13 protein-coding genes are annotated in these 24891 nt (G+C 69.7%); 6 read left to right on the top strand and 7 right to left on the bottom strand.

Features of this window, described 5'->3' with window-relative positions; all coding sequences use genetic code 11:
* Window positions 1-216: 216 nt before the first annotated feature.
* Window positions 217-666, top strand: a complete 450-nt coding sequence (locus tag FOE67_RS01395; protein WP_182659886.1) for a MarR family winged helix-turn-helix transcriptional regulator — start codon at window positions 217-219, stop codon at window positions 664-666.
* 181 nt (window positions 667-847) lie between these two features.
* Here FOE67_RS01395 and FOE67_RS01390 read toward each other — a convergent pair whose 3' ends face one another.
* The 3 genes from FOE67_RS01390 to FOE67_RS01380 are packed head-to-tail and all read right to left on the bottom strand — an operon-like array spanning window position 848 to window position 4668.
* Window positions 848-2029: a cytochrome P450 gene (locus tag FOE67_RS01390; RefSeq protein WP_182659885.1), complete on the bottom strand. Its 1182-nt coding sequence runs from the start codon at window positions 2027-2029 to the stop codon at window positions 848-850.
* A gap of 36 nt (window positions 2030-2065) precedes the next feature.
* Window positions 2066-3181: a sulfotransferase family protein gene (locus FOE67_RS01385; protein WP_323384004.1), complete on the bottom strand. Its 1116-nt coding sequence runs from the start codon at window positions 3179-3181 to the stop codon at window positions 2066-2068.
* The gene (locus FOE67_RS01380; RefSeq protein ID WP_323384002.1) at window positions 3178-4668 is read right to left on the bottom strand and encodes a pyridoxal-dependent decarboxylase; all 1491 of its coding nucleotides are present in this window, start codon (window positions 4666-4668) and stop codon (window positions 3178-3180) included. Before FOE67_RS01380 ends, FOE67_RS01385 begins: the two co-directional genes overlap by 4 nt.
* A 594-nt stretch (window positions 4669-5262) precedes the next feature.
* Here FOE67_RS01380 and FOE67_RS30215 point away from each other — a divergent pair.
* Window positions 5263-5859 carry an RICIN domain-containing protein gene (locus FOE67_RS30215; protein WP_182659884.1) on the top strand — a complete coding sequence of 199 codons (597 nt, stop codon included), beginning with the start codon at window positions 5263-5265 and terminating at the stop codon, window positions 5857-5859.
* 15 nt (window positions 5860-5874) lie between these two features.
* On the opposite strand, the gene FOE67_RS01370 is transcribed toward FOE67_RS30215, so the two are convergent.
* The 3 genes from FOE67_RS01370 to FOE67_RS01365 form a co-directional block, all read right to left on the bottom strand.
* Window positions 5875-6192, bottom strand: coding sequence for a hypothetical protein (locus FOE67_RS01370; RefSeq protein WP_182659883.1), 318 nt, complete (start codon window positions 6190-6192; stop codon window positions 5875-5877).
* Window positions 6193-6508: 316 nt separating this feature from the next.
* Window positions 6509-6637: a hypothetical protein gene (locus FOE67_RS29930; protein WP_267133284.1), complete on the bottom strand. Its 129-nt coding sequence runs from the start codon at window positions 6635-6637 to the stop codon at window positions 6509-6511.
* The gene (locus tag FOE67_RS01365) at window positions 6627-7871 is read right to left on the bottom strand and encodes a VanZ family protein (protein ID WP_182659882.1); all 1245 of its coding nucleotides are present in this window, start codon (window positions 7869-7871) and stop codon (window positions 6627-6629) included. The genes FOE67_RS29930 and FOE67_RS01365 overlap by 11 nt, the downstream gene beginning before the upstream one ends.
* Before the next feature lie 787 nt (window positions 7872-8658).
* On the opposite strand from FOE67_RS01365, the gene FOE67_RS01360 reads away from it, so the two are divergent.
* The 3 genes from FOE67_RS01360 to FOE67_RS01350 all read left to right on the top strand — a co-directional run bounded on the left by FOE67_RS01360 (window position 8659) and on the right by FOE67_RS01350 (window position 22936).
* Window positions 8659-14544, top strand: a complete 5886-nt coding sequence (locus FOE67_RS01360; protein WP_182659881.1) for a DEAD/DEAH box helicase — start codon at window positions 8659-8661, stop codon at window positions 14542-14544.
* A 68-nt stretch (window positions 14545-14612) separates the two neighbouring features.
* Entirely contained in the window at window positions 14613-16841 is a 2229-nt protein-coding gene (locus FOE67_RS01355; RefSeq protein WP_182659880.1) for a hypothetical protein, read from the top strand.
* 89 nt (window positions 16842-16930) lie between these two features.
* A complete protein-coding gene (locus FOE67_RS01350; RefSeq protein ID WP_182659879.1) occupies window positions 16931-22936 on the top strand; it encodes a hypothetical protein in 6006 nt (2001 codons plus the stop codon).
* Between the two features lie 279 nt (window positions 22937-23215).
* On the opposite strand, the gene FOE67_RS01345 is transcribed toward FOE67_RS01350, so the two are convergent.
* Complete coding sequence (locus tag FOE67_RS01345) at window positions 23216-24442, bottom strand: DNA sulfur modification protein DndB (protein ID WP_182659887.1); 1227 nt, start codon at window positions 24440-24442, stop codon at window positions 23216-23218.
* Between the two features lie 144 nt (window positions 24443-24586).
* Here FOE67_RS01345 and FOE67_RS01340 point away from each other — a divergent pair.
* Window positions 24587-24891, top strand: a 305-nt coding sequence (locus FOE67_RS01340; protein ID WP_369075281.1) for a helix-turn-helix transcriptional regulator, incomplete at its 3' end; no start/stop codon positions are given.

Below are 24891 nucleotides of genomic sequence, written 5' to 3'. Positions count from 1 at the left end.
GCCCGGGGGTGGGTCGAAAGCGGTGGGCGCCGGCCGGTCCGCGTCCGCGCTCCGGGAGCGATGGGTGGGTCTCGAGGGCACGAGACCTCCTTCCATGAGGTTGCTTGTACCTGCAAGTAAAAAACGGCCCGGGTGCCCCGGATCGCGTGGTCGGGGGACGGCAGGAGTTTGCATGAGCATGTATCTTGTTGTCAACGGCGACCCAGGGAGACAGCGATGACGACCTCGCACGCCGCACCTCCGCGTGCATCCGACCGGGCCGTATGGCACCGAATCCTGATGCTGCACTCGCACGTCGAGCGCAGACTGGCCCTCGCGCTGCAGCGCCGGCACGGCATCGGGCTGTCGGAGTACCGCTCCCTGGAGCACCTGCACCACTCCGAGAAGAGCGAGCTGCGCATGCAGGACCTGGCCGACCGGGTGGGGCTGGGACAGTCCTCGGTGACGCGCCTGGTCGGGCGGCTGGAGGCGGCCGGTTTCGCCTACAAGGACCTGTGCCCCTCGGACCGGCGCGGGGTCTACGCCGTCATCACCGACGAGGGGCGGGAGCGCTACCGTGCCGCCCGCACCACCTACGCGGAGGAGTTGTCCTCCGCCCTCGACGCCTTCACCGATGATCCCGAGCTGGGTCCCACCGTCCGGGCCCTGCGCGCGACCGGGGACTGACCCCGGTGCCGCGCGATCGCTCCCGCGCGGCACGGACCCCCGAAGTCCGACGCGCCGGTTCCCTCGACCCCACCCCGGTCCGCTCCGCGGTCGGGGGGTTGTGCCCGCCCGGGCAATTTCCACGAAAGGACTGACGCGCGCGGCGCGGGTGGTCCCCCCGCGGTCTCCTCGCCGGACGCGATCACAGGTGTACCGGGAGGCTTGTCACTCCTCCGGTGAGGGAGCCGTTGTTCCACGGCAGGGTCCCGGGCGGGGCGGCGAGGCGGAGACGGGGGAACCGCTCGGTGACGGCGGTCAGCGCGATCTCGAGTTCGAGCACTGCGAGGGCGGAGCCGATGCAGTGGTGGGGACCGTGGCCGAAGGCGAGGTTGCGGGCGGGCCGGCGTGTGATGTCGAACTCGTCGGGACGGTCGAACACTTCGGGGTCCCGGTTGGCATAGGCATGTGCGGGAATCACCGCCTCACCCGCCCGGACGGTGGTCTCCCCGATGCGCAGGTCCTCGGTGGCCAGGCGGGGCAGACTCATGTCCCCGGCGACGTCGTGGCGGAGGATCTCCGCGACGGCCGGACCGATGAGCGCGGGCTCGTCGATGAGGGCGGACCACCGGGCGGGTCGGACGAGCAGACGCAGCAGTCCGTTGGTGAGGACCGCGGAGGTGGTGGTGTGTCCGGCGACGAAGAGGTTGACGAGAACCGCCGGAAGTTCGGTTCGACCGATCCGTCCCTCCGCGTGGGCCCCGGCGAGCAGCGCGATCATTCCCGCGCGGGGACGACGCGTCGGGGAGCCGAGGGCGAGGGCCTCGAAGTGGGAGCGCAGCGCCAGGTGACCGGCCCGGGCCCGCTCGGGCGGCAGGCCGGTCAGGGAGAGCTTCTGCCGGGCCCAGCGCACCAGCGCGGGGTGGTCGTCGGACGGAATGCCCAGCAGGTCGGCCGTGGTGGCGGTGGCCAGCGGCAGCGAGAAGCCGTGGTGCAGGTCCACCACCGGGTCGGCCCAGGCGCGCAACCCGTCGAGCAGCCGATGGGCCAGGGCCCGGATGCCCGGGGCCCGGGCGCCGACCGGGCCGGGACGGAAGGCCGGGGCGCACAGCCGGCGGACACGGGTGTGATCCGGTGGATCCAGCCCGAGCAGGCCGGGTTCGTCGATGTCCGCCGGGGTGAAGCGGGGGCCGCCCGGGGCGACCAGCATCCCCCGGCGACTCAGACGGTGGTCCGCCAGGGCCCGGGCCACGTCCCGATAGCGGGTGACCAGGTGGGCGGGATGCCCACTGGGCATCACGACCCGGGTCGGACGGGACCTGCCCGGCAGCTCCGGATGCGGCATGGGGGACAGGCAGTTCTCACGCTCGAAGGGGTAGCGCAACACCGATGCCTCCCGGTGGTCGTGACGGGGTCAAGGAGTTCACCGGTCGGCGGCCGGTCGGTGGGCGGACGCGTCGGGGGCGAGACCGAAATCCCGACCCGAGTAGACGTGACGACCGCGCCGTGCGCACCGCTCGATATGCCGGTCGAGCAGCGCCGGGGGGACGTCCGGCAGGCCGAGCAGCCCGAAGAGGCGCCGCGCGGTGGACACCGGGTCGCGGACCAGGTCCTCGTAGTCGACGGGAACGTGGGTCACGCCGGCCGGGGGTGCGGCGGTGAAGGAGTTCAGGCGGGAGGTCCCGAGCCGAAGCGCGCGGTCGAGCTGCTCGCCGATCTCCAGGGGATCCACCTCGTCGCTGCGTTTGCGGCGGGCGTGCAGAGCCAGACTGCACGCGGACGCGGTGGCCTGCCGCCGGTCGCGGCGCAGCTCGACGAGGGTGGTACCGGGATGGACGGCGACCAGGGAGGGCAGGTGCCAGATGTGGGAGGGGCACTTGAGCAGCAGGCGGCCGCCGGGGGGCATCGGTCGGCGCGCGAGGATCGCCCGCAACTGGAGTCGGTGGAGGCGGTAGGCGTCGGTGAGGTCCTGGTCGAGGAGCCACGCGGCGTAGCCGGGAACCCGGTAACCGATGAGCCCGAGGACGGTGTTGCGGAAGTCGGTGGTCATCAGGTACTCGCACTCCTCCGGCCCCTCCGCCCGCATGGGGTGGATGTCCCGCATCGCCGGCGCCGCCGCGTAGTAGGCCGCCACGTGGCGTCGGGTGGCCTCGATCAACACGGAGTCGGGGACGCCGGGAGGCGAGACGGGGTGCATGAGTTCCCACAGTCGTGGCGCGCGCAGTCCCCCGTGACACGCCAGGAGGGTGTGCAGGAAGGTGCTTCCGCTGCGGGGCGGCCCGGTGATGACCACGGGGCCGGTCCCCGCCCCGATCGGGGGCGGTGCCGGTGAGCGGTGCAGCAGCAGACGGTTGATCAGGGCGGCCCGGAGCGTCCCGCGCACCTCGGCGACGCCCCGGGCATTCAGACGGGCCTCGGTGTTCAGCGCCTCGACCAGTCGTTCCAGGGCTTCGTGGTGGGTGGGCTCGCCGAAGTCGTGGAGACCGGTGGCGGCACTCGCCTCGGCGTGCAGGCTCGCCGGATCCAGGGGCGGGGTCACGCGGGCCCTCCCGGCGTGCGTGCCGTCGCGTCCCCGGCGGCCTCCGCCCGGGCGGACCACAGCTCGTGCAGGCGAACGACGACCTCGCACAGTTCGGTGAAGTCGGTGCGGGGATTGATCGTACAGATCCGGAAGACCCGTCGTCCGGCGACGGTGGTGGGCATCACCAGCGCGTCCCCCTCGGCCATCAGGTCGAGGCAGGCCCGGTCCACACACTCGTCGGGAACGTCTTCCCCCACCACCGGGACGCAGCGGAAGGTCAGGACGGCCAGGCTCGGCGGGGTGACCAGCTCCGTACCGGGGTGGGAGTCGATGAACCGACCGAGCCGCCGGGCGGTGTCGATACCGTGGGCGACCGCGCCACCGAACGCGTCGGCACCGAACACCTTCAACGAGAGCCAGAGCTTGAGCGCCCGGAACTCACGGGTTTGCTGAATGCCGTGGTGCATGAAGTCGACCCCCTCGTCCGGGTCCGGGAGCGGGTCCCCGGAGGCATGTGCCCCCGCCAGGTAGGAGGGCATCGACACGCCGAAGGTCCGGCGCAGGCCGGCGGGTGAGCGGAGCAGGACACACCCCAGTTCGGCGGGCTGGAACAACCACTTGTGGGGGTCGACGGAGAGCGAGTCCGCCAGGGGCAGACCGGCCAGCGCGGCCCGACCCTCCTCGACGAGGGCCGCCGCCGCGCCGAACGCCCCGTCCACGTGCAGCCACAATCCCTCGGCCCGGCAGAAGGCGGCGAGTTCGGGAAGCGGATCGACGGCACCGGTGCCGACGGTGCCCGCGTTCGCGATCACCGCGAAGGGAAGCAGACCGGCGCGGCGATCCTCCTCCACCCGGGCGGCCAGCGGTCCGGGGGCCAGTCGTTGCCCGGTGTCCGCCGGCAGGCGGCGCACCCGGTCGGCCCCTATACCGAGCACCCGCAGGGCCCGCTCGACCGAGAAGTGGGTCTGATCGGAACAGTAGGCCGTCCCCAGGTGTGTTCCCTCTCCCTTCAGGACTTCCTCGCGGGCCACGGTCAGGGCGGTCAGATTGGCCGTCGAACCACCGGAGACGAAGAGTCCACCGGTTCCCTCCGGCAGCCCCAGCAGACCGGCCAGCCACCGGATCGTGGTCAGTTCCACGGCCGTGGACACCGGCCCGGTGAGGCGCCAACCGGTCGGTACGGCGAACCCCGCCGCCAACGCCGCGGCCAGGACGCCGGTGTAGGTGCCGGGGCCGGGGACGAACGCCAGGAACCGCGGGTGGTCGGGGTGCGTGTTGCCCGTGCGCAGCAACTCGTGCACCTCGTCCAGGACCTTCCCGGGGTCGGCGGCTCCCGCCCGGGGCAACGGCTCGGACGCCAGCCGCGCCATCACCTCTTCGGTCGGTCGGCCCCCGACCGGCCCCGCCGCCATCCCGGTGAGGTGATCGACGATCGCGTCGATCACACGGTGCCCGAGCGCCCTCATGGTCTCCTCCGGCAGCCGCAGCTCGTGCTCCGGGGCCACGGTCAGCCCTCACCCCCGACCGATTCGGCACCGCGTCCGGCCCGATGCCCCGAAAGTGGTGCGACGGCTCCGGGGCGGAACATCGGGCGGATGTCCCCGGGAAGGGAGTTCCCCCACCCTCTTATCCTGCTTCTCCTGAATTCCATGACGGGGTAACTGCTCCCCGGACGGGGGCGGGTAAACGGCACTCGGGAGGCGACCACCCCCATCGGTACGCGCCGTGGCGCACGCACCCGGGAGCGGGTTTCTCCGCCGCGCGCCGGAGGAACACGACCGGCCGGCGGCCGGTGGCGCCCCACCGAGCCCCGGGACGCGCACCGGACCCGGCGGGAGACGGCCGGCTCCCCGGAGGCCCGGACCGGCGCACCGTCACGCCGCGGGTTCCGTCCCGTGCCTCCGTTCCAGGCCGTTCAGCAGTAGGTCGAGCCCGAACCGGTGGCCGCCGCGGAGACGTACCCGCCGACACACCGCGACGCACCGTCCCCGACCCGGAGCCTTCCTCGCGGTCGACCGCCGGGATGGGGCGAAGCGGCCCATCGGACCGGATCCGAGGGCGACGGCCCTCGCCCTCGGGGTGGCGGCGGCAGGGGCGGTGTGGCCCGAGGGGCGCGACCGGATCGAGACGGTGGCCTCCACCGAAGAGCCGTCGGCATTGCGGTTTCCGCCCTCCCTCACACGGAACCGGAAACCGACTCCGGGTCCGATCCCGACCCGGCGGAGGAGGCCGACGCGGAGGCGGAGCCCCGGTCGGCCGAGACCTTCGCGGCCGGCGCGACCTACCGCCTGCACACCGGCACGGGATCCGATCCGTGGCTGGACACCGTTTCCGCCCCCACCTCCTCGGGAGTCACCGCCTACCAGTGGACCTGCGGCACCACGGCCGCCCAGCGTTTCCGTTTCGGCGCGACCGGCACTCCGAACACCTTCACCCTCTCCATCCCGGGCAACTGCCCGGAAGTGGCGAACGGCGAGACGAAGCTGGCCGGCAACGTCCGGATGGGGCCGTGCACCGGAGAGCCCTCCCAGCAGTGGCGGGTGGAGCCGCTCGGCAACGGCGCCCACCACCCGGTCGGGGTGCACAGTGACCTCTGCCTCGACGGGGCGAACAATTCCACCAACCGGGGCGCCAACGTCGGCCAGTGGCACTGCAACGACACCGGCGCCCGGGACTGGACCCTCGAACGCCACTGACGCCGACCCCCTCGATCAGCTTCCTCCCCGGTGGGCCCTGCGGATGGTGCGCTCGGTCACGAGCAACCGAAGCGCGACGCCGCCGGCGATGAGCACCACGGCCGCGGTGACCCCGCCCGCCACGGTGACCGGCCAATCCACCACTGACCACAGCCATTCGGTGCCCGATGCCGGTTCGGGCCCCCACGAGTGGATCTGTGGCGAATGCCGCTGGTGCGCCCGGAGGGCTGCCAGGCCGAGGGTCAGGGCGCCGCTCAGAGGAAACAGCAGTACGCAGCCCCACCACAGGACGTCGGAGCGCACCCGCCGGCGCAGGGAGGCGATCTCATCCATCGGGGCTGTTCCTCCTCCCCTCCCGCCACACGGCGTGGCCGAGTCGGACTTGTCCTGCTCGGTGCCGGTCAGCCGATCGCCCACCGCCCGCATCCCACCCCGTCCGGGTGACCCCCGACGGCGGGGAAGCCACCGGGGAGGCCCGGGATCTTCGCGATGTGGGCGATCGGCCGGCTCGTGGAGCGAACCCCACGGCCCGGGCACGTAGTTCGTCGGGGTCTCCACGGGTGCTGCCGCAGTGCCGATGGTTCTCCTTCGCCGGAGGCCCCCGGACGCCGGAGCCCCGCACATCCCGGCACGGTTCGACCGGCGGTGTTCAGGGTGTGTGATGGGGACGTTCCACGACGGTGATCGGTTCGGCGTCGGCGGCGTCGATCCGGACGAGGCGGCGAGTGCCGGAAGCGATGAGTTCCACGCTCCAGACGGGGCGCCACTCACCGTCCACCTCCTCGGCCACGAGGCCGGCGGTCGACTCCTCGGGGGCCGGAACGCCGGCGTGCCGGCGGGCGGCGGCGAGGGCGTCGGCCTCGGTCATCACCACGGGCGGCAGATCGGGGTCCGGGGTGGTGTCCGCGGTGAGATGGACGAGACGGCCGTCCGAGCGGAGCAGCAATTCCACCCGGGCCGGCATGGCCGCGCCGTCCACCACCCTCACCCGGGTGACGCGCCACTGGTTCGGGGCGTGTGGGGCGACCTCGATGTAACTTCCCCCGATCGGAGGGACGGTGTGCGCGTCGAGGTACCGAAGCCCCGCCTCCTCGGCCTGCTCCGCCGTGGTGATGGGGGCCGGCCCCGGCGGCAGCGGCAGCCCTTCGGGGAAAGGCCGCGTCGAAGCGCAGGCCGCCCGGCCAGTCGAGACCGGCGATCCCTTCGGCGAGATCGACGCTCACGGTGCCGCCCTCCCGGGTTCCGCCGTAGCGGACGAACTCCTTCCCGGGCATCTCCACGGCACCGTTCAGGAAAAGGAGGAAGTGCTCCGTCACGGCGGCGTGCTGCTCCTCCGTGGCCTCGCGTTCCCCGGCGGTGAAGTCCATGACCACGGGCCTGATGCCGGTGAGCGCGACAGTGGTCAGGGCCAAGGCGATCACGGCGGCGATCACGGATACGGCCCGCGAACCGAAAGGCATACCGAGGAGCGGTCGGCGACGGATGGCACTCCATCCGGTGGCGAGCAGCACGCCGATCCACGCGCCGGAGACGTTCATCACCAGGTCGCCGGTCTCGCAGACCCGCGCCACTCCCGGAACGATGGCCTGGGTGATCTCGACTCCGGTGGTGAGCAGCACGCTCCACAGCAGCATGCCGGCGGGGCGGCGGGTGGCGAGGGTGCCCAGGAGGCCGACGGGGAGGAACAGGAGCAGGTTGGCGATTCCCTGCTGGGTGGTGAAGCCCTCCAGCAGGTCCTTGCCGATCACACATTCCCCCGTCTCCTGGTGCCCGAAGTCGGAGAGGAGGGTGACGCGCAGGACGCCGCTGATCGCGGCCGCGTGCAGCGCGTGGGCCAGTGGCCGGGCGGCGCGTCCGCGCAGGGCCACGAAAGCGAGCAGACCCACAGCACAGCACAGCAGCGCCGAGACGCCGAGGAAGGAGACCAGGGAAGGGCCCTGTCCCTGGAAGACGTCCTTGTATAAGCCCATTGTCCTCGGTCGCTCGAAGTCCGCGGGAAGGTCTGCCGGCACGGATCGTATCGGAGGGTCCGGGGGTGGGGAGCGGTGCTCCGGGAGGGCGCTCGGTGGGGAATCACGCATCGGCGGCCGAGCAGCCGGGCCGTGGGCCGGTGAATCGGAAGCCCGCCGAGGCACCGGAGCGGGACGGGGTACGTCACGGTGATTTCGTCACCCCATGATGGTCGCGGCTTCCCGGGGACGTTCTCGACTCGTACCGCTGGAGCCGATGGCTTGTGGGTTCCGGCACCCTGGAATGGCATGCACTGAATGTCCGATATTTTAGCTCATGTCAGAATATTTAGGCGTGGAGTGTGTGGTGGGTGGAAGTCCAGGGACCCCTCGGTCGGCGATCGATTTGTGCGATTCCTCTCCGGGATGGGCCTTGGTGCGCCAGAATGCCGAACGGCTGATCATCGTCGCTGGTGCTTCCGTGCTGCAGGTCCGGGGTGTGGCGCGGCTGTCCAGCATGGGCCCCGCCGTCTGCGAGGTGCCGGCGTCTGTATGGGGGGGTTGCGAGCGGTATGAGGTGTTATGAAGTCGATAGGTCATTCACCTTGCGGTAAATTTCTTATTGATCCACGATCTCGCTAAAAGTCCGACAAAATCACTCTCGGGCTGTGTGGTTGGGGTGGGGCAACGGGTGCGGCCTCCTGGAGGAGAGAGCCGCAGCCCTCGGGGCGGTGTGGAGTTCGGCCGTGATCCGGAGGCATGCGTGCGGAGGGGTGTTATGAACGGTGAGGGTGGGGTCTCGGCGGCGGCGAGGAAGATCGTGGACCTCGTGCGAGCTCACCCATCGGGCATGTCCGAGCAGGAATTGGCCGTGAAAGCGAGCGAGCAGTTCACCCGCTTGCCCCGCCCCAGATTGGTAAAACTGCTGACCGAGGCGGTACAGGGGGGCCTGCTGGTCACGTCGGGCGGTCGCTTCACGGCCACTGCGCCTCCCCGGGAACGAGTGGGTGAACCATCGCCGAGGAGCGGGACGGAAGAGTCGCGGGGCCCGAGGGAGTGGCGGGCATCCTCCGAGTTGCGGGCCGTGGCGTTGGACGTCGAGAGTGTCGTGCGCACCACCGCGAGCGCTCCCTACGTGGAACGCCATGTCTACGACGTGGCTGCCATCCGACTGGGCGCCGATACGAGGTGGGTGGCGGCATCGCCCCGCCGGCAGCGCCACCTCCGCTTCCGTGATGACACCGAATTGCTGCGCAGCGGCGAGGTGAAGGACGCCGTATTGCGCCGGGGGGTCTCCGCCGAGCAGGCATGGACGGAACTGCGTGGTTGGCTTGTCGACACCGATGTCGTCATCGCCTACAACGGAACGGGGTTGGACTTCGGCCTCGTGCGGGAGGCGGCGATAGCGGCCGGTGTCGAGGATCCGCTTGCCGGAATCCGGACGGTCGATGCCCTGTACCTTTCCCATGCCCTGTGGCCCACCGCTCCTTCCCATCGGCTTCAGGATCTGGCACGAGCACTCGAGCTGGCCCGAACGGACCTGCGGGCCCATACGGCTGAGGGCGATGCGGTTTTGCTCGTCCGTCTGCTCGAACGTGCAGCCGTCGAGTACACAGCCAGAGCAGTTGAACTGCGGGAGCTGATCACCGATGTCTGCCCGGATTCGGACGCATGGCGGCTGGTGCGTGAACTCGCCGGCGAGAGAAGGGTCGCCGAACAGACACCACCGGCTCGGGACCAGGCACATGTGGCGCGCGTGCTGGGCGCCGAACTCCTCGGCTGCTCTCCCCGTCGAACCCCCGGGGTGGCACCGGCGGGTCGAGCGGGTGTCTCGATCCCGACCGGGCTTCGAGGCCCCGACGGCAGAGTCGATCCCACGGCCCTCGCCCGCACCGTGCACGGTACCCGGGTTGAACCGCGGCCGGCCCAACAGGAGATGGCGAGGAAGTTGCACGAGTGGACCGACAGTGGTGTCAGCGGTCTGCTGGAGGCTCCCACCGGTACCGGAAAAAGCTATGCCGTTCTCGCCGCAGCCCTGGATTGGCTCGCCGGTGGGGACCACCGAACGGCGGTCATCGCCACTTACACCAAGCAACTGCAGAGCCAAATGGCGAAGGATGTCCAGGATCTGGAGCGCGCCGTCCCCGGTCTCCTCGGAATCGCCGACCTGGTCAAGGGAAAATCCAACCGGCTTTCTCTGGCAGCTCTCACCAAAGCTCTCGCTGAGGCCACGCGCCCACCGTCGCCCAGAGGCAGGGTCGGGAGACGTGCCCACTTCTTCCACCGGCTTCGTTTCCGTGAGCTCGCCGTCTACCTGGCTCTGCGCGTACTCGCGGCGAAGAAACCACCGTACTCCTGGACGGCGAGATCGGTGGATCCGGTCGACCTGCCGCCCTTCTTCACCGATTACATCGGTCCCGGCCTGTCCTTCTGGTTGGAGGCGCTATCCCAGCGGGACGGCGACTACGCTCCCGACGAGGGGAATCCACTGGCCGGACACACCGATACCGTCCGGGAGGCCATCAACGGCCATCGCCTCGTCCTCGCCAACCACGCGCTCGTCCTCTCCCATGTGGATGACCTGCGTGCCCTCGGCTCGGATGTACTCCTGGTGGTCGACGAGGCACACGAATTGGAGAATGCCGCCACATCGGCGTTGACCGTTGCGGTGGACTATCAAGATCTGGAAACACTCCTTTCGGAGTTCCAAGCCCGAGTGATGGAGGCGGAACCCGGCACGGCCCGGGAAGAAGCCGTTTCGGTGATCGCTGATTTGGATCGTCTGCTCGACGACGAACGATTGCCCCGAATTGCGGCACAATTGTTCGACGCCCGTGCAAAGGGAGTGGGCGTGCGGATCGGTGGCCGAGCCACTACGCTCGCCAGTCCGTACAGCGGCACCGCCGTCAGCCGGGATGTGCGTCGACTCTCCTCGTTGCTGCACGGCTTGGCCATGGCCCTGGCCAAGTGCCGCATCGCGCTGGAGAGGTACATCACCCACCATGCGGCGCGTATCGGTCCGCCGGCCCGGGAGCGGCTGGAAGCATTGGCCTCGTACACCGATTCGGTCACCACGGCCATCGATCGGATCACCTCCGATCTCGCCGTTCTCCTCGACCCGGTCACCACGATTGACGGGACCGTCTCCTCGCGTGTGGTCCACATGGAGGAGTTGGTCGAGCCCGGTACGGAACTGCGTTCCCACCGCTTCCGCATCGCGAGCAGCCCCATCGACCTACCCGAGGACCAGGAATGGCGGCGCTACCTGGGGTCCTTCGACCGGGTCCACTACGTGTCCGCGACCCTCCGCGTCGCAGGCCGGTGGGATTTCCTGAGAAGTCGTCTCGGACTGTCCGAAAGCCTGCCGGCTCTGGCCCTGCCCTCGCCTTTCGACCTCCGGAACCAGGCAGAAGTGGTGTGTTTTTCCGACTTCCCCTCCTGGGCCGAGCAGGAGGAGGGTGCACTTCGCACCGTCGCCCACCAAGTGGCGGGATTCGCGGCTGTGATGACACGGGAGCGTGCCGACGGGAACGGCTTCGACGGTGGGGGCATGATCCTCACCACCGCCCGTTCGACAGCGGCGGGCATCGGCTTCCACCTCGTGGAGGAGCTGCGCTCCCGGGCCCTGGGCACCCCGGTCTGTGAAGCCCTCACCCTGGGAAACGGGCGTGCCCACCAGGCATTCATCGACCGGCGTGAGGGCGGCGGATTCCTCGTCGGTACCAAAGGGCTGTGGCAGGGGGTTGATGTCTCCGACGCCGAGCGTCTGCGACTGGTATGGATCAACAAGCTTCCCTTCGCCCCGTATGCCGCTCCGGTGGTGGAGGCCCGACGGGCGGCCGTCGCGGAACGTGCGGAGCGTGCAGGCCACCCCGATCCGGATGGTGCCGCCACGGAGCACTACTACTTGCCGTTGGCCGCGCTTCAGCTTCGACAGGCTGTCGGTCGGCTCATCCGATCCGATCGGCATCGTGGGGTCGTCGTCATCAGCGACCGCAAACTGGCGGGTCAGAGCAGCCTGCGCCGCTCTTATCGACGTGCCTTCCTCGGCAGCCTCGAGGAAGGGCTGCGACGTGATGACCCGGACACCGGCGATGTGGGCGGCGACAACGTCACCACCATGACCGAGGGATGGCGCCGCATCTGGGAGTTCATGGCGAATCAGGGACTTCTGGACCCCGCTCGCGTCACCGAACTGTGCACGGACGACGCCCTGGAACGACAAGCCCTCCTGCCCCACACCCGGAGGATCCGGGAGTTGGCCCTCACATCCGAAGAGGAGATGGAACTCCGGAAGCGGGGGCTCCTCGCCGAGGAACTCCTGGAGCGCTGCGCCCGCATCGGCGGACTGTTGAAACTCTCCGATGAGCCGGTGGCTCTCAAACCGGCCCAGCGAGCCGTCATCACGGCTGTGGCCGAGGGCCGCAACGTGCTGGGACTGTTGCCCACTGGCTTCGGGAAGAGCTTCACCTTCCAACTGCCCGCCCTGGTCCTGCCCGGTGTCACCCTGGTCGTCAGCCCGCTCGTCGCCCTGATGCACGACCAGGCGCTCGAACTCAATCGCTCCATCGGAGGAGCGGTCCGGGCTTTGATCTCCCCTCTTCGGGAGTCCAGCAGCAGAGCCGGCAAGACCGAGGTGGCCGACCAGCTCCTCGGCCGGGCAGATCACGGTATCCGGCTGGTCTACGTCAGCCCGGAGCGCCTCTGTCAACGACGCTTCCGCGAGGTCGTACGGGCCGCCGCCGCGGCGGGGAGACTGACCCGGATCGCCGTGGACGAGGCGCACACCCTGGCGCAATGGGAGGACTTCCGCCCGAGCATGCGCCGAGCCTGTCGCTTTCTGGACGTACTCCGTCGTGACCACGGGGTGGCGGTCACAGCCGTGACCGCCACCGCCAATCGTGTCGTGCACGAGGCCTTGCGGGAAGGCGTGTTCGCCCTGCCGGCGGAGGCATCCGAGCCCGGTTCCGCCGAGGCGGCGAGGGAAGCCGAACGGCCCGGCGTCGTCGGAGGACTCGTGACGGTTCGGGAGAATCCGATCCGTCCCGAGCTGGCTCTCTTCCGCCGCTCCCTCGATCGTCCCGGGCAGGGCGGTGTGGCGGGCCTGGTCGAGCGGGTGATCGATGTGCTCGAGGGTCACGCCATCCTGTACTGCCTCACCGTCAAAGAGGTCAACACCCTCTACACCCATCTCCGCGAGTACGTCGGTGATACCGGTGTACGGGTCCTGCGGTTCCACGGCCGTCTCACCGAGGCGGAGAAGGCCGCTGTGATGACGGAGTTCCGAGAGGCACCGCACGAAGGGGACGAGGGCTTCGTTCCCCTGGTCATCGTCGCCACATCGGCGTTCGGGCTGGGCGTCAACAGGCCCGACGTGCGCACCGTCATGTGCGTGTCCCCGCCCACCGACCTGGCCGCGCTCCACCAACAACTGGGACGGGCCGGGCGCGATGACGCGGGTCGCGAGGTGGAGGACGGGACTCCCGTCAACAGTGGGCTCGCCCTGGCCACGAGTCGAGGGCTTCGCATGGTTCGTTTCATGACCGGACAGGAACTTTCCCCCTCCCTGCTGCGACGGATGGGTGAACTCGTCCTCGGCCGGCACGATGGCACGCTCGATCCGGTTCGCCTGGCCGACACCCTCATGGAGGAGGACCTGGCGACCGGAGTGTTGAGCGGGAGCGAGATCAAGGACCGATACACCCGCGAGCGCTACCGGGAAGGTGTCATGAGAGCTTTCGGCGCGCTCGCGGACCTCGGTGCCGTCGAAGACCTCGGCGACCACCCGCCTTACTGCGCGGTCAAGCCCGGGGAGCTGCGAACGGTAGGGGAGACTCCCGAACGGGCTGGACACACAGCAGGTGCCGGGGAGGAGGCGGAGACCGCACGGATCGAACGGGCCGTCATCGACCGTGCCCTCTCGTGGGATACCCCGAATCGAGTGGATGTCCGGCTACTCGACCGGGACCTGGCGGACAGTTGCCCCGGATACCGTGGGATCGCCGATGGGCCCGCGGCCGGCTGGGAGCTCCTCGCCGATCTGCACGATCGTGGTCTATTGGATGTCTCGGCCGCGCCCAGCCGTCATCTGGTCACCGGGGTCGCCGTGCGCGCCCGAACCCCGCCCGCGGGTTATCTTTCGTTGCTCGGCCGTCGGAGCCGACACGCGGCGGAGGAACTGGCGGCGTTGAAAGGCTTTTTCGACCGATCCAACCTCTGTGCCCAGCGGGCTTTCGCGGACTACTTCGGTGTGGCCGACATCCCGGAGAACTGTTGTACCACCGCCCGGTGTCGCTGCTCCGCCTGCTGGGACACCGGCCACTGGCCGGTGGAGGAGCGACGCCCGGCCGTCGCCACGGCATTTCTCACCCCCCGTTCCCGCGCCGCCGGTCGCACCGACACCGCTCTGCGCAATCGGCGTGTCGACCTTCAGATCTACCGGCTGTTGCAGCTTCAACCCCGGGGCGCCCACCCCCGTCGGCTCTGGCACGCCCTGCGCGGCGATGAGTCCTCCTACAACCCGAGGAGTCGAAAGTTGATTCCCCTGCCGAAAGTGATACGGGACAGCCGTCACTTCGGAGGCCGCGCCGACCTTTCCTACGCGGAGGTCGGCGAGAGTCTGCGGAGGTTGGCAGCCGATGGGATGGCCACCGGGAATGAGGACGGTCTCTGGCGTGCCATCCGTCCGACACGACCGATGGCAAGCGGAGCGAACGGGAAGGACGGTGGAGTGTGACGATTACCACCGGGGCCGAGGCAACCGTCTGGCGGCCTCATGAGGAAAAGCCCGTCCTCACCCGCGCCATGACCGGCGGGTCCGCGGCCACTCCTCCGCAGGAGATGGAACGGCTCCGCCGTTACCTGGAGGCGATGGTCGCAGCACGAGGCTGTCCAGTGCACACAGCGGTGGCCTTCAACGCCGCCTACTTCGGATACGAGCTCGATGGTGAGGGCTACGGGAAGGGCCCCTTCGACATCGATGCCTTTCCCTCCCTGACCCTGGGGGATGAGGTACCGGCACTTCCCGTGGGAGCGCTCGTCCGGATCAGGACCGGCGCCGATCCGTTGTACGCGGAGATCCTTTACAAGGAGGGGCACCACCCCCGGGTCGAGGACGCGGACGTGCCGGCATGGGTGTCCGGCGCGCCTCCCGGAGCGCGGGGACCCGAGGACTCCCCGGGAGCCTCTCATCCTGTTCGTCGCGAACTTCTGGTGCCCGATCTCACAGCCTTCGGCCCGACGCTTCAACCCGACGAGGCCAGGCTCAAGCGGTTTCGGACGCGGGGGAGGTGGCTCAATGAGGACGGGCACGTCATCGTTGACGCGCGGTACGCTTCCGCGCAGGAGGCGGCGTTCGACGACATGGAGGCGTTCCTCCAGCATCTGCTCACCCACCGACGTGAGTCACTGCTCAGCCCACACGTTCCCGTGTCCGTGGCCCATCTCGTGGAGGATGGCTCCGAGGAAGGGCTGCGAGCCGCCCTGGTCGGTTTGCTGGAGGTGGTCGATCACGCGTTGCGCACCGGGGAAAGCCTACGGCGCTGGGGCCACTACGTATTGACCCGCAGGTGCATCGGGCGGGCGCTGAGCGGAGATGCTCCCCTGGGCGGGTCCGATCTCCGAGCCCTGGTCTGTTCCCTGGAGCGGGGAGCTGCCCCGCCGACCCGTCGGCGGCACGGGGTGAACGGCTCCCGTACGGTATACACCGCCGTTGGACCCTGGTTGCGTGGAGTGGAGGGTGCCGGCCCCCTGCTGACCGGTATGGAGTACGCCGTCTCGGTATGTCGGGCCAATCTCGCGGTCACGGACTTCATCCGTCGGGACACGAACCACGGTTTGCGCGTCAAGAGCGATACCCGCATCACCCTGGACGACGACTTCGAGAGCGGTGGCATCTGGCGCTCCCACCACCCGGGCTCGGAGGAGCCGGAACCGGGCGATCCCCTGCACGCGGCGGGCCGCGGTTGGCGGAGTGTGGTGGACCCACCTTCCGATGCCACTCGGCCACCGACGGTGGTGGAGGAGGAAAAAGTCGCGGAGGCGTCACTCGTGGACCTCCCCCTCCGGGACGACGCCGCGCTCGGTCGGTCCACCGACCTGAGGATCGGCGACAGCGAGATCCGCTGGAAGATCCCCCTGCGTCTCGCACACCTCATGGAGGACAGACTGCCTCTGCGTCCGCTGGTCCGCGAGGAGCTCCTTCACACCGGGGTGGAGTCCTTTTCCGCGCGCCTGGAACTCGAGCACCCCGGGGGGGATCTGGACGAGGTCGAGGCGGTGCAGGAGGTCACCCTCGACCTGAAGCCGGAGAGCGGAATGCTCCGGGGAGTTCGGTGGCCTATCGACTTCTTTCCGGGAATCAACCTGCATGCCCAGTGGCCACGTGGGGGGAGAGTGCTCCGGCTTCACACGGTCGAGCTGGAGGTACCCGTCGAGATCGACGGAAAGCCTGTTTCTCATGATTACGACGCTTCCGTGCTTCTCCGTGAGGGAGCGCCGGGAACCGATCGGGACGGCGACTCCTCCGTCGGACTCGACACCCGGCAGCTGGTGCTCCGCGCAGTACGACGTTTCGGTCGTCTCACGCCCACCGGGCACGCCCTGCTCGTCCGGACCACGCTTGCCCGGGCCATCTACGACACGAGGCCCGCCCCGCACCAGATTCTCGCTCTGGACCGGGCTCTGGACGAGCTCCTCGCCGAAGGGCACCTGTACGCGGCCACCGGCAGCATCGATACCAACGGCGAACCCCACCATCCCGGGCGCCCCGGAGAACCCGGGGTCGCCCTGATCGGTTACGCGCCGAGGGCCGTGGAGAAGCCGCGCTCGGCCCCCGGATTCGGTATTCCTCCGCAGTCCACGGGTGCCGAGCACACGGTTCACGGTTTTCTGCGGCGACTTCCCCCGGGCAGTGAACCCTCCGACGCGCAACGCGCCGCCTATCGCAAGCACTGCCGTCGGGTCGGCAAGGCGGACGGTTGGGAGCTGCCCCGCGGCTACACCTTCGTCGAGGAGCACTCGCGGCGCCGCTGAGCCGAGCGCAGTGTTCGGGCGGGGGCGTCATCCCCCCTGGTCCCTCCACGCACTTCGTACAGCACATCAATATGGAAGATCGGTACCGAATGAGCACCACTCACCCCACCGTCGCGGGGCCACCACCCCCCGAACCGGATATCCCGGCCGAACTCCTCGACGGGCTGGCCGAGGCCTTCGCCGAACTCGCCCCGTTTCGGGAGTCGGAACTCGAAGGGCTCACCGTCGAGGAAACGGAGCTCGCGCTCAATTCCCTCGGGCCGGGGGACCGGCAGGCGATCATGTACTACCTCGGTTTCCGCAAGGTGGAGCCACGGCGATTCGGTCGGGTGCTGAGTGAACAGGTGCTCAAGCGGCTGCACCGCATGGAGTCGGATTCCGACCGGGAGCACGTCGTACACCACCTCACCGCCCGTATCGCCGATGACATCACCCGCCGTGCGGGCGAGCAGCCGCACGGACGCACCGATCACGGACTCGTGGATCGGTGGGGAGCACGCCTGCTGAACCTCACGGTGTTCTCCCGCTTCCACGCGTCTCCTTACGACGCCCTGCTGTTCGGGTGGGCCGTCGAACACGACTGGTTCGCGAGCGGGGCGGAGGACTCGGTGCGGGACGCCGTGCGGGAAGCGGCGCGGCGGGTGGGGGAAGCCGCCGCGGCCCTCGACCACCCCGCTCCGTCATCTGATGGCACATCGACCGAACCCCTCGGAGGCGGAACGGCGCTTCCCGTGCCCCGTGGAGCCGCGGACGACACCCCGTCCGGGGCCGAAGGGCCCCGAACGCCCATCTCGGCACGGGAGACCCGCGATCCCGGGCGGGAAATTTCCCCCGACCGTCTCATCTCGGGTGTGGCGGAGCTCGAGGCCCTCCTCGGGAAAGCGAAGGAGGCGGCGGAGCGGGTGTGTGCCGCGTTGGCCGGCGGAGACCCACCCGCGGAGGAGGATCTGACATCGCTCACCGCGGTCGCTCCGGGGTTCGCCCGCATGCGGACGATCCTCTGTGACGCAGGTGTCACCGGCGTCCCGGACCGCCTCGCCGACATCCTCGCTGCCGTGGAGGAATTTCGCGGGAAAGCGGAGAGGAACGACAGGGAGCGTGCGGCCCGCCGGGGGGTGGCCACGGTGCTGACTTTCGGATGTTCTCCGGACAGCCCGGTGGCCGGGGTCCTCGCGGAGGCCAGGGCGTGTGCCGGAGCACTGCTCGAGAAGGAGGAGTGGAACGATGAGGACCACACCCGCGCCGGCGTTCTCACTCTCCTGACACGCCTGGTCGAGACGGGGACCCGAAGCGACGAGCAGCACACGATCATCGATCTTCAGCAACAGCTCTCGGTGGCCCATCCCCCCTACGCCGTTGCCGCCGTCCTGTACCGGGACATCACAGCGACGGGGAACCCGCACGACACGCATGACGAGCTCTCCCCCCGGTTGACGGGGCCGGCGTCGGATCCGGAGTCGGAGGATCCCGCCCGGGAAGCGGTACCGGCGGCCGAAACCCGGATGGATGAGCGGGAGGCGCGACCGGAGGAGGAGCTGCCCGCCGAGGCCGTCCGGGCGGGGGACGGGTCCTCCGCTGCAGCCCTCCCGGAGGCGAGGAGCGAGCCGCCTCAACCGGTGGTGGAGAGGGCCGGGATGGACTCCGTCTCCGAGCCGGAAACTGACACCGCTGTCGACGACCCTCATTCTCCGGCGCGCAACGTCGAACCCGTACTCGCCCGTCTGATCACCGAGAAGCGGTTCGGCCTCGCAGCCCACCTGTCGCGGGCCGCCGACCGGTCGGGGAACGAAGCCGGAGTGCTGCGGTTGGCCGCCACGGCGCCGCTGCTTCGTTTCCGGAACAGTGGTGCGGCCCGCCTCATGGAGGACTCGCTCCACGAGTGGGGCCACCACACGGACTCCGACACCGACGAACTCTCGCTGCTTCTGCTTCCCACTTTGGTACGTGCGGCTCTGGCCACGGGGGCACTCGTGGTGGGCGCACACCTGAAGGCGCTCGCCCCCCGGCTGCCGGGCGCCCTGCACGAGGTGGCGACCACGGTGGCGGACCCGACTCTGCGAGGGGCACTGCTCATCGCACCGCTTCACACCGTCGTCGCCGACGCCTCCCGTACGGAGAGCGGACTGCGCACGGCGGTGAGCGGCTGCCGGGACCTGCTCACCGCACCGAGGCTCCGCTTCCAGCGCGCCAGCGCCATGGTGCAGCGATGGGCGGCGCCCACAGGATTGGCCGGCGCCGTCCTGACCGCGATCGTCACCGGGGCTCCGGATGCCGAGCGGCGTGCGGACGAACTGCTGGAGACACTCGGTCGACGAGCGTCCATCGAATCGGAGATCGATCAGATGGACACACGCCTCCGCAGCCCGGGAGGACGGAGTATCCAGGGGGCGGGCCGTAACCACGTGCGTCAGTACCTGGAGCGGGTACGGGACGCAGTGGGGGAGTGGCGCGCCATCAGGCGTGAATTGGAGGTGGAGCGCTCGGAGGAGAACAAGTGGGCCTTCCAGGCCCTCACATCCCTGCGGCACTCCCTGCTCGGCCTCCGCGAACGGGTCGCGGCGGACCTCGCCGCGGCGGAACGCACCTCGGACGCCCTGGCGAAAGCCACTGCTGTAGTGGCGGCAGAGCTGTTCGCCGAGATCATCGGCGAACTCGACGGGACTTCCCGGTTCGTTGACGCGGAGTCGCAGTCAAATGTGCGGGAGGTCCTCGACATTGAGCTGTGCAAGGTGCCGGAAGCCTTCCCGGACGGAAAACCGCACATCGAGGGTGTGCTTCGAGCGGTGGACCGTACATGGGACGAGGCGATCGACCACCAGCTCGAACGCGACGAGTTCGGGGTGGTGCGCACGGTCCTGCACTTCGCCGACATCGGTCTGTTGCCCGCCGCTCACACGCTGACCCACTCCCGGGAGCGGCGGGAACGGTTGTCGGACATCGAGGCGAAGCGCCATGAGGCGATCGTCGGGAAGGAACGGGAACTGACCGCCCGTCTTCGTCGATCCCGGGCGGACGAGGCCCTCACCGTCGAGCAGGACGTCAACCTCCAGGAACTTCTGGCGGACGCCGCGACGAAGTTGGAGAAGGATGCCCCGAACGAACTCGCCGCGGTTCGTCGAAACCTCGACCGGGTCGAGGAACTCCTTCCCAGGTACCGGAAGGAGGCCGCGGATCGACTGCGCGCCCGACTGGAGGCGTTGACGGACGTGAGCAGGGAGGACCGGGAACGGGTCCTGCGCAACCTGGACACCGACAGCCTGTCCACCGCGTCCGAACTCGTCTACTTCCTGGAACTCGGAGAGCCGGTACCGGAGATCAGGTTCGAGGACTCCCACCTCGAGGCGTTCTTCCCCGCCGTCCCCGACGCACTGCCGGGGGGAATCGACGAGAAGCTGATCGAAGCCGTTCGAACCCGTGGCCGGTACGAGGACCACCCGATGCTCGACTACGCCGGTCTCTCCAAGGAGGGTGCCGAGCGCGCCGCCACCGCTCTGGAGCAGTGGAGCGGACTCGCCGGGACCAGCAATCGCACCCAGATCAACCCCCGGACGAGCCTCAACCCGGCGCTCTCATTGCTCGGCTTCGAGGCGGGGAAGGCACGCCCCCTCGACAACCTTCCCCGGGGTAAGGACTATCGGTTCTTCGAACTGGCGGAGGTGCACGTCACCGGCCGGGCGTGGGCCCCGGCCTTCGGGTCCCAGATCAAGGACCGCGGCGGCAAATTGCGGGCCCTGTTGATCTGGGGCCGACCCGCGGCGAAGCTGCTCATCAGCCGCATACTCCAGGATCCCGATGAGAGCAGTCTGCTGGTCGTGCACTTCGGCACCCTCGACAGCGGGACCCGGGTGGAGTTGGCGGCCGCGTCCCGGGACAGCAAGCCCATCCTGGTCGTCGACGACGCGGCTCTGGCCTATCTCACCGCTCACGGCAACCGGCAGGTGGACGCCGCGACGGAGACACTGCTGCCGTTCTCCGCGGTGAACCCCTACATCAAGGAGAAGCGCGGTCAGATCGGCCGGGAGATGTTCTACGGGCGGGATCGCGAGCGCAAGAGCATCCACGACCCGGCAGGAACCCAGATCCTCTACGGAGGCCGGGGTCTCGGCAAGTCGGCACTGCTCGCCGACGCGGGTGACCGTTTCGAGGAACAGCGTCCCGGAGCCCACCGCAAGCTCTACCTCAACCTGGACAAGATCGGGATCGGACGGGGAATCGCCCTCGGTGCCGACGCCATCTGGCCCACTCTGGATCGGGAACTGGTCAGGGAGGGTGTCCTCGAGGAACCCCGCCGCCGGGACACCCGGCTCGAACCGTGGCGGAGGGTCACCGACGGGATCCTCCGGTGGCTCGAGCGGGATCCCGACCGACGGTTGCTCATTCTCCTGGACGAATGCGACCGCTTCTTCGAAGCGGATGTGCCCGAGTGCACGGAGACCCGTCGTCTGCGCGGTCTGGGTGAGGACTCCCGCGGTCGGGCGAAGGTGGTCTTCGCCGGGCTGCACTCCGTGCAGCGCTTCACTCGGCTGGCCCGCAACGGGCCCTTCAGCCATCTGGCACAGACTCCCACGGTCGTCGGGCCGTTGGCTCCCCAGTTCGCGGCCGACCTGCTCGTGCACCCGATGCGCGCGCTCGGCTTCGAGTTCGCCGATGTGGACCTGGTGAACCGGGTCCTGGGATTCTGTTCCTACCAACCCTTCCTGTTGCAGATCTTCGGCAGCCGGATGGTGGAGGTCATGCAGGCCAAGCGGGCGCGCGCCCCCCTCGGCCCGCCTCCCTACACCATCGAGGAGTCCGACGTGGACGCGGTGGAGCGGGACGCCTCGCTGCGCTCGGACATCACCGCCGCATTCAAGGACACCCTCGCCCTTGATGACCGCTATCACGTCATCGCCAACGTCCTGGCCCAGCATGCCCGGGCCAATGGCCTGGAGACGCGACTCAGCGACCGGGAGCTGCGGGAGGAATGCGCCGGATGGTGGCCCCGTGGCTTCGAGCACCTGGACAGTGAGGGATTCCGTGCCTATCTGCAGGAGATGGTCGGCCTCGGTGTCCTGGCCCCGAACAACGACGGTCAGGGCTGGCATCTGAGGGGGCCCAACGCGCTGCGCATGATCGGCACGGCCCAGGAGATCGAGGCGCGACTCCTCGGAGCGGACAAGGAGTCCCGGCTCGAGGAGACCGTCGTGTTGGAGAGCCGTCCGGACCTCTTCGACGGCAGATCCGCCCCGCTCACCGTCAATCAGATCGACTATCTGTTGGGGGAGGGGGGCAATCAGGTCCGGGTGGTTCTCGGTACGGAGGCGACCGGAGTGGCCGATGTGGAAAGGGCGCTGCGGGAGGTGACCGGAAGGGTGGCCGGCTGGACCGTACCACCGATCGGCAGCGCCAACGCGTTCCGCAAGGAGCTCTCCGCCGGCCGTGCCGGTGAGCGGCGTCTGCTCATCAGCGACCTGGTGGGGAGCAGTGAGAAGTCCTGCCGGGAGTCGCTCGATGCGGCCGGGACGGTGCTCCCCCGTGACTCCGGCGTCACCAGGTCGGTCGTCCTGGTCTCGGGTGTGGGACAACTCGGCTTCTGGGCCGATCTCCTCGTTGGTCCCGGGGCCGACGAGGAGACCGTCGTCGTGCTGCGCCGGCACGACCAGCGTGGTTTGAAGGACTGGGCGCAGCGCCACAGCCTGTGTGAAACGGACCAACGTCTGGCACGTCTGACGGCAGTGACCGGGGGGTGGCCGTTCCTGTTGGACAGGCTTCTGGAACTGCGGGGGCGGGAGCCCGACCAGGACAGGTTGCTGGAGAAACTGGGCACCTGGCTCCGGGGTGGGGAAGGCGCCGAACGGTTCGTCGACTCTGTGGGGTTCCTGGAGAACGACACTCTTCGGACCGCCTGGTCCGGTGTCCTGGACCAGTTCGGAACCGAGTGGCACGACGAGGCCGACACGGTGGCCGCGGCCGAGCTCGCGGGACTTCCCGACGACGTGGCCAGGCGGGCCGTCCTCTGCCTGGAAGCCCTTCAGGCGTTCGACCGGGATGGCACGCGTCTGCGCGTCGAGCCGGTGCTCCACGCCGCGTTGGGCATCCTGGACGGCGGGGACTGACGGGGGCCGTGGGGCCGGGCATCGTTCCGGCCCCACGCCTTCCCCGGACGCGGGAAATGTCGGTGCCCGCCCGGTGCCGCCGAGGGCGGCCGATGAGAGGGCTCCTCGCGTGCCGGGGGGAAAGCCGATCGATGGGGCTTGTGGCGGACGCCGAAGCGCGGGGGCTCCGAGGAGGAGATCCCCGCCCCGATCCGGGAAAGTCCCGGGGCATGAGTTGAGGGAACGCCCCCGGAGCCGGGGATGTGTCCCGCGGCCCCGGGGGTGACACCGCCCGCCGCCCTACAGGCCGCGGATACGACGGCCGTACTCGGTGTCCGGGTGCAGCAGGGCGTCGGCGACCCGGCCGCCGGAGTCCTTGGCGCCGCCGCCGAAGTTGAGCACCCCGACGGCGTTGGCGGTGGCGGCCACGCCGTCCCAGTACGCCGCCTTCCGCTCCCACCGCACCGGCTCCAGCAGCGCGAACAACTCCTCCTCGGTCAGCGGCCGGCCGGCGGAGGCCCAGCCGGTGGCCTGGTGGGCGGCGATGCCGATGCCCGCGAGAACCGCCGGCGCGGAGACCGCCGAGCGCGCCACCAGGTGCGGGTACAGCCGCCGGATCACCTCGGACAGCAGCGGCACCAACCGCTGCGTCGCCCGCTCGGGCTCCACACCCGCCGGCAGCTTGTCCTCGTGCACGGTGGCGGAGGTCAGGGCGAGCCCGGTCCGGCCGTGCAGGGCGGTGATCACCAGGACGCGTAGCGCGGAGAGGGTGATGAGCGCCGGGTCGCTCTTGGTCAACTGCCGCTTGCGCCGCTGCACCAGCGTGTCGAAGGAGACGACCCTTCCCTCGTGCTCGACCTTCACCCGCTTCGCCACGAGGTGGGCGATGCGGGTACCGATGTCGCGCTGGTCCATCGACATGGCGAGGTTCTTGGCGACCGGCACACCCTCGACGTTGCGGTCGTAGAAGATCTGCCGGGCCGCGTCGACGGTGAGCCCGAAGTACAGCTCGAAGGGCAACCGCACGGCGGCGAGTTCCTGGTGGGTGGTGCCGAAGCGCCCCGGGTCGTCGTAGAGCTCGTGCCAGGCGGTGACCTGGGTCTCGCCGTCGATGGCGACGACCGGGGTGCCGGGAACCACGGTGATGGTGCGAATGCCGCTGCCGGGCACCAGCTCCTCGCTCACCTCGCCGGGCTGCCCGTCCAGCCACAGGGTGATCGGGGGAGTGGACCAGGCGGGACCGTGGTCGCCGTTGACGCCGGAGGCGATGTAGGAGGCGTAGGAGGTGACGTTGCGCCCCTTCTGGGTGGCCTTCAGCATCCGCTGGACCAAACCGCGCACCTCGGCGTGCCGGCGGACGGCTCCGGGGGCGTACTTCAGGGCGCGGGGGTCCTCCTCGGTACGAGGGGAGGGCACGAGCTGGAGCAGCGTGGGCAGCCCCATCGTTCCGATCACGGCGTCCGGACGGAACGGCATGACGGTCAGGCGCGTCCCCTCGATGACGGCGGTGGGCATGGTGAGCTGCATGGCGGAGTCCCCCTCCTGGTGGTGACGGCGCGTCGGGCGCCGGCGACGTGCCGAGACAAGCATGCCCGTGAAAGCACTGTCAAACCGCTTGCGGCGGGTGATGTTCGATGGCTAGTGTTGACGCCTCCGCTCCCGCCGCACCCGATGAGAGGCCGTGCCGCCATGCCGTCCCCCACCGCCGCCCGCGTGACGGCCGCCGAGATCTCCCGCATCGCCGGGGTCACGCGCGCCACCGTCGGCAACTGGCGCCGCCGGCACGAGGACTTCCCCGCCCCCGCCGGGGGCACCGAGAGCAGCCCGCTGTACGACCTGGTGGAGGTCCGCTCCTGGCTCGCCGCGCGCGGCCACACCGGCGCCGCCGACCCGCGCGAGGAACTGCGCACCGCCCTGCGCCTGCACGCCGCCGCCGGCACGGCCGCCGTCACCGACCTCCTCCCCCTGGTCCCCGC

Source organism: Streptomyces calidiresistens, assembly GCF_014141525.1.
Taxonomy (GTDB): domain Bacteria; phylum Actinomycetota; class Actinomycetes; order Streptomycetales; family Streptomycetaceae; genus Streptomyces; species Streptomyces calidiresistens.
Note: the sequence above shows the minus strand (reverse complement) of the source record. Positions and strands in the feature narration are given on the sequence as shown.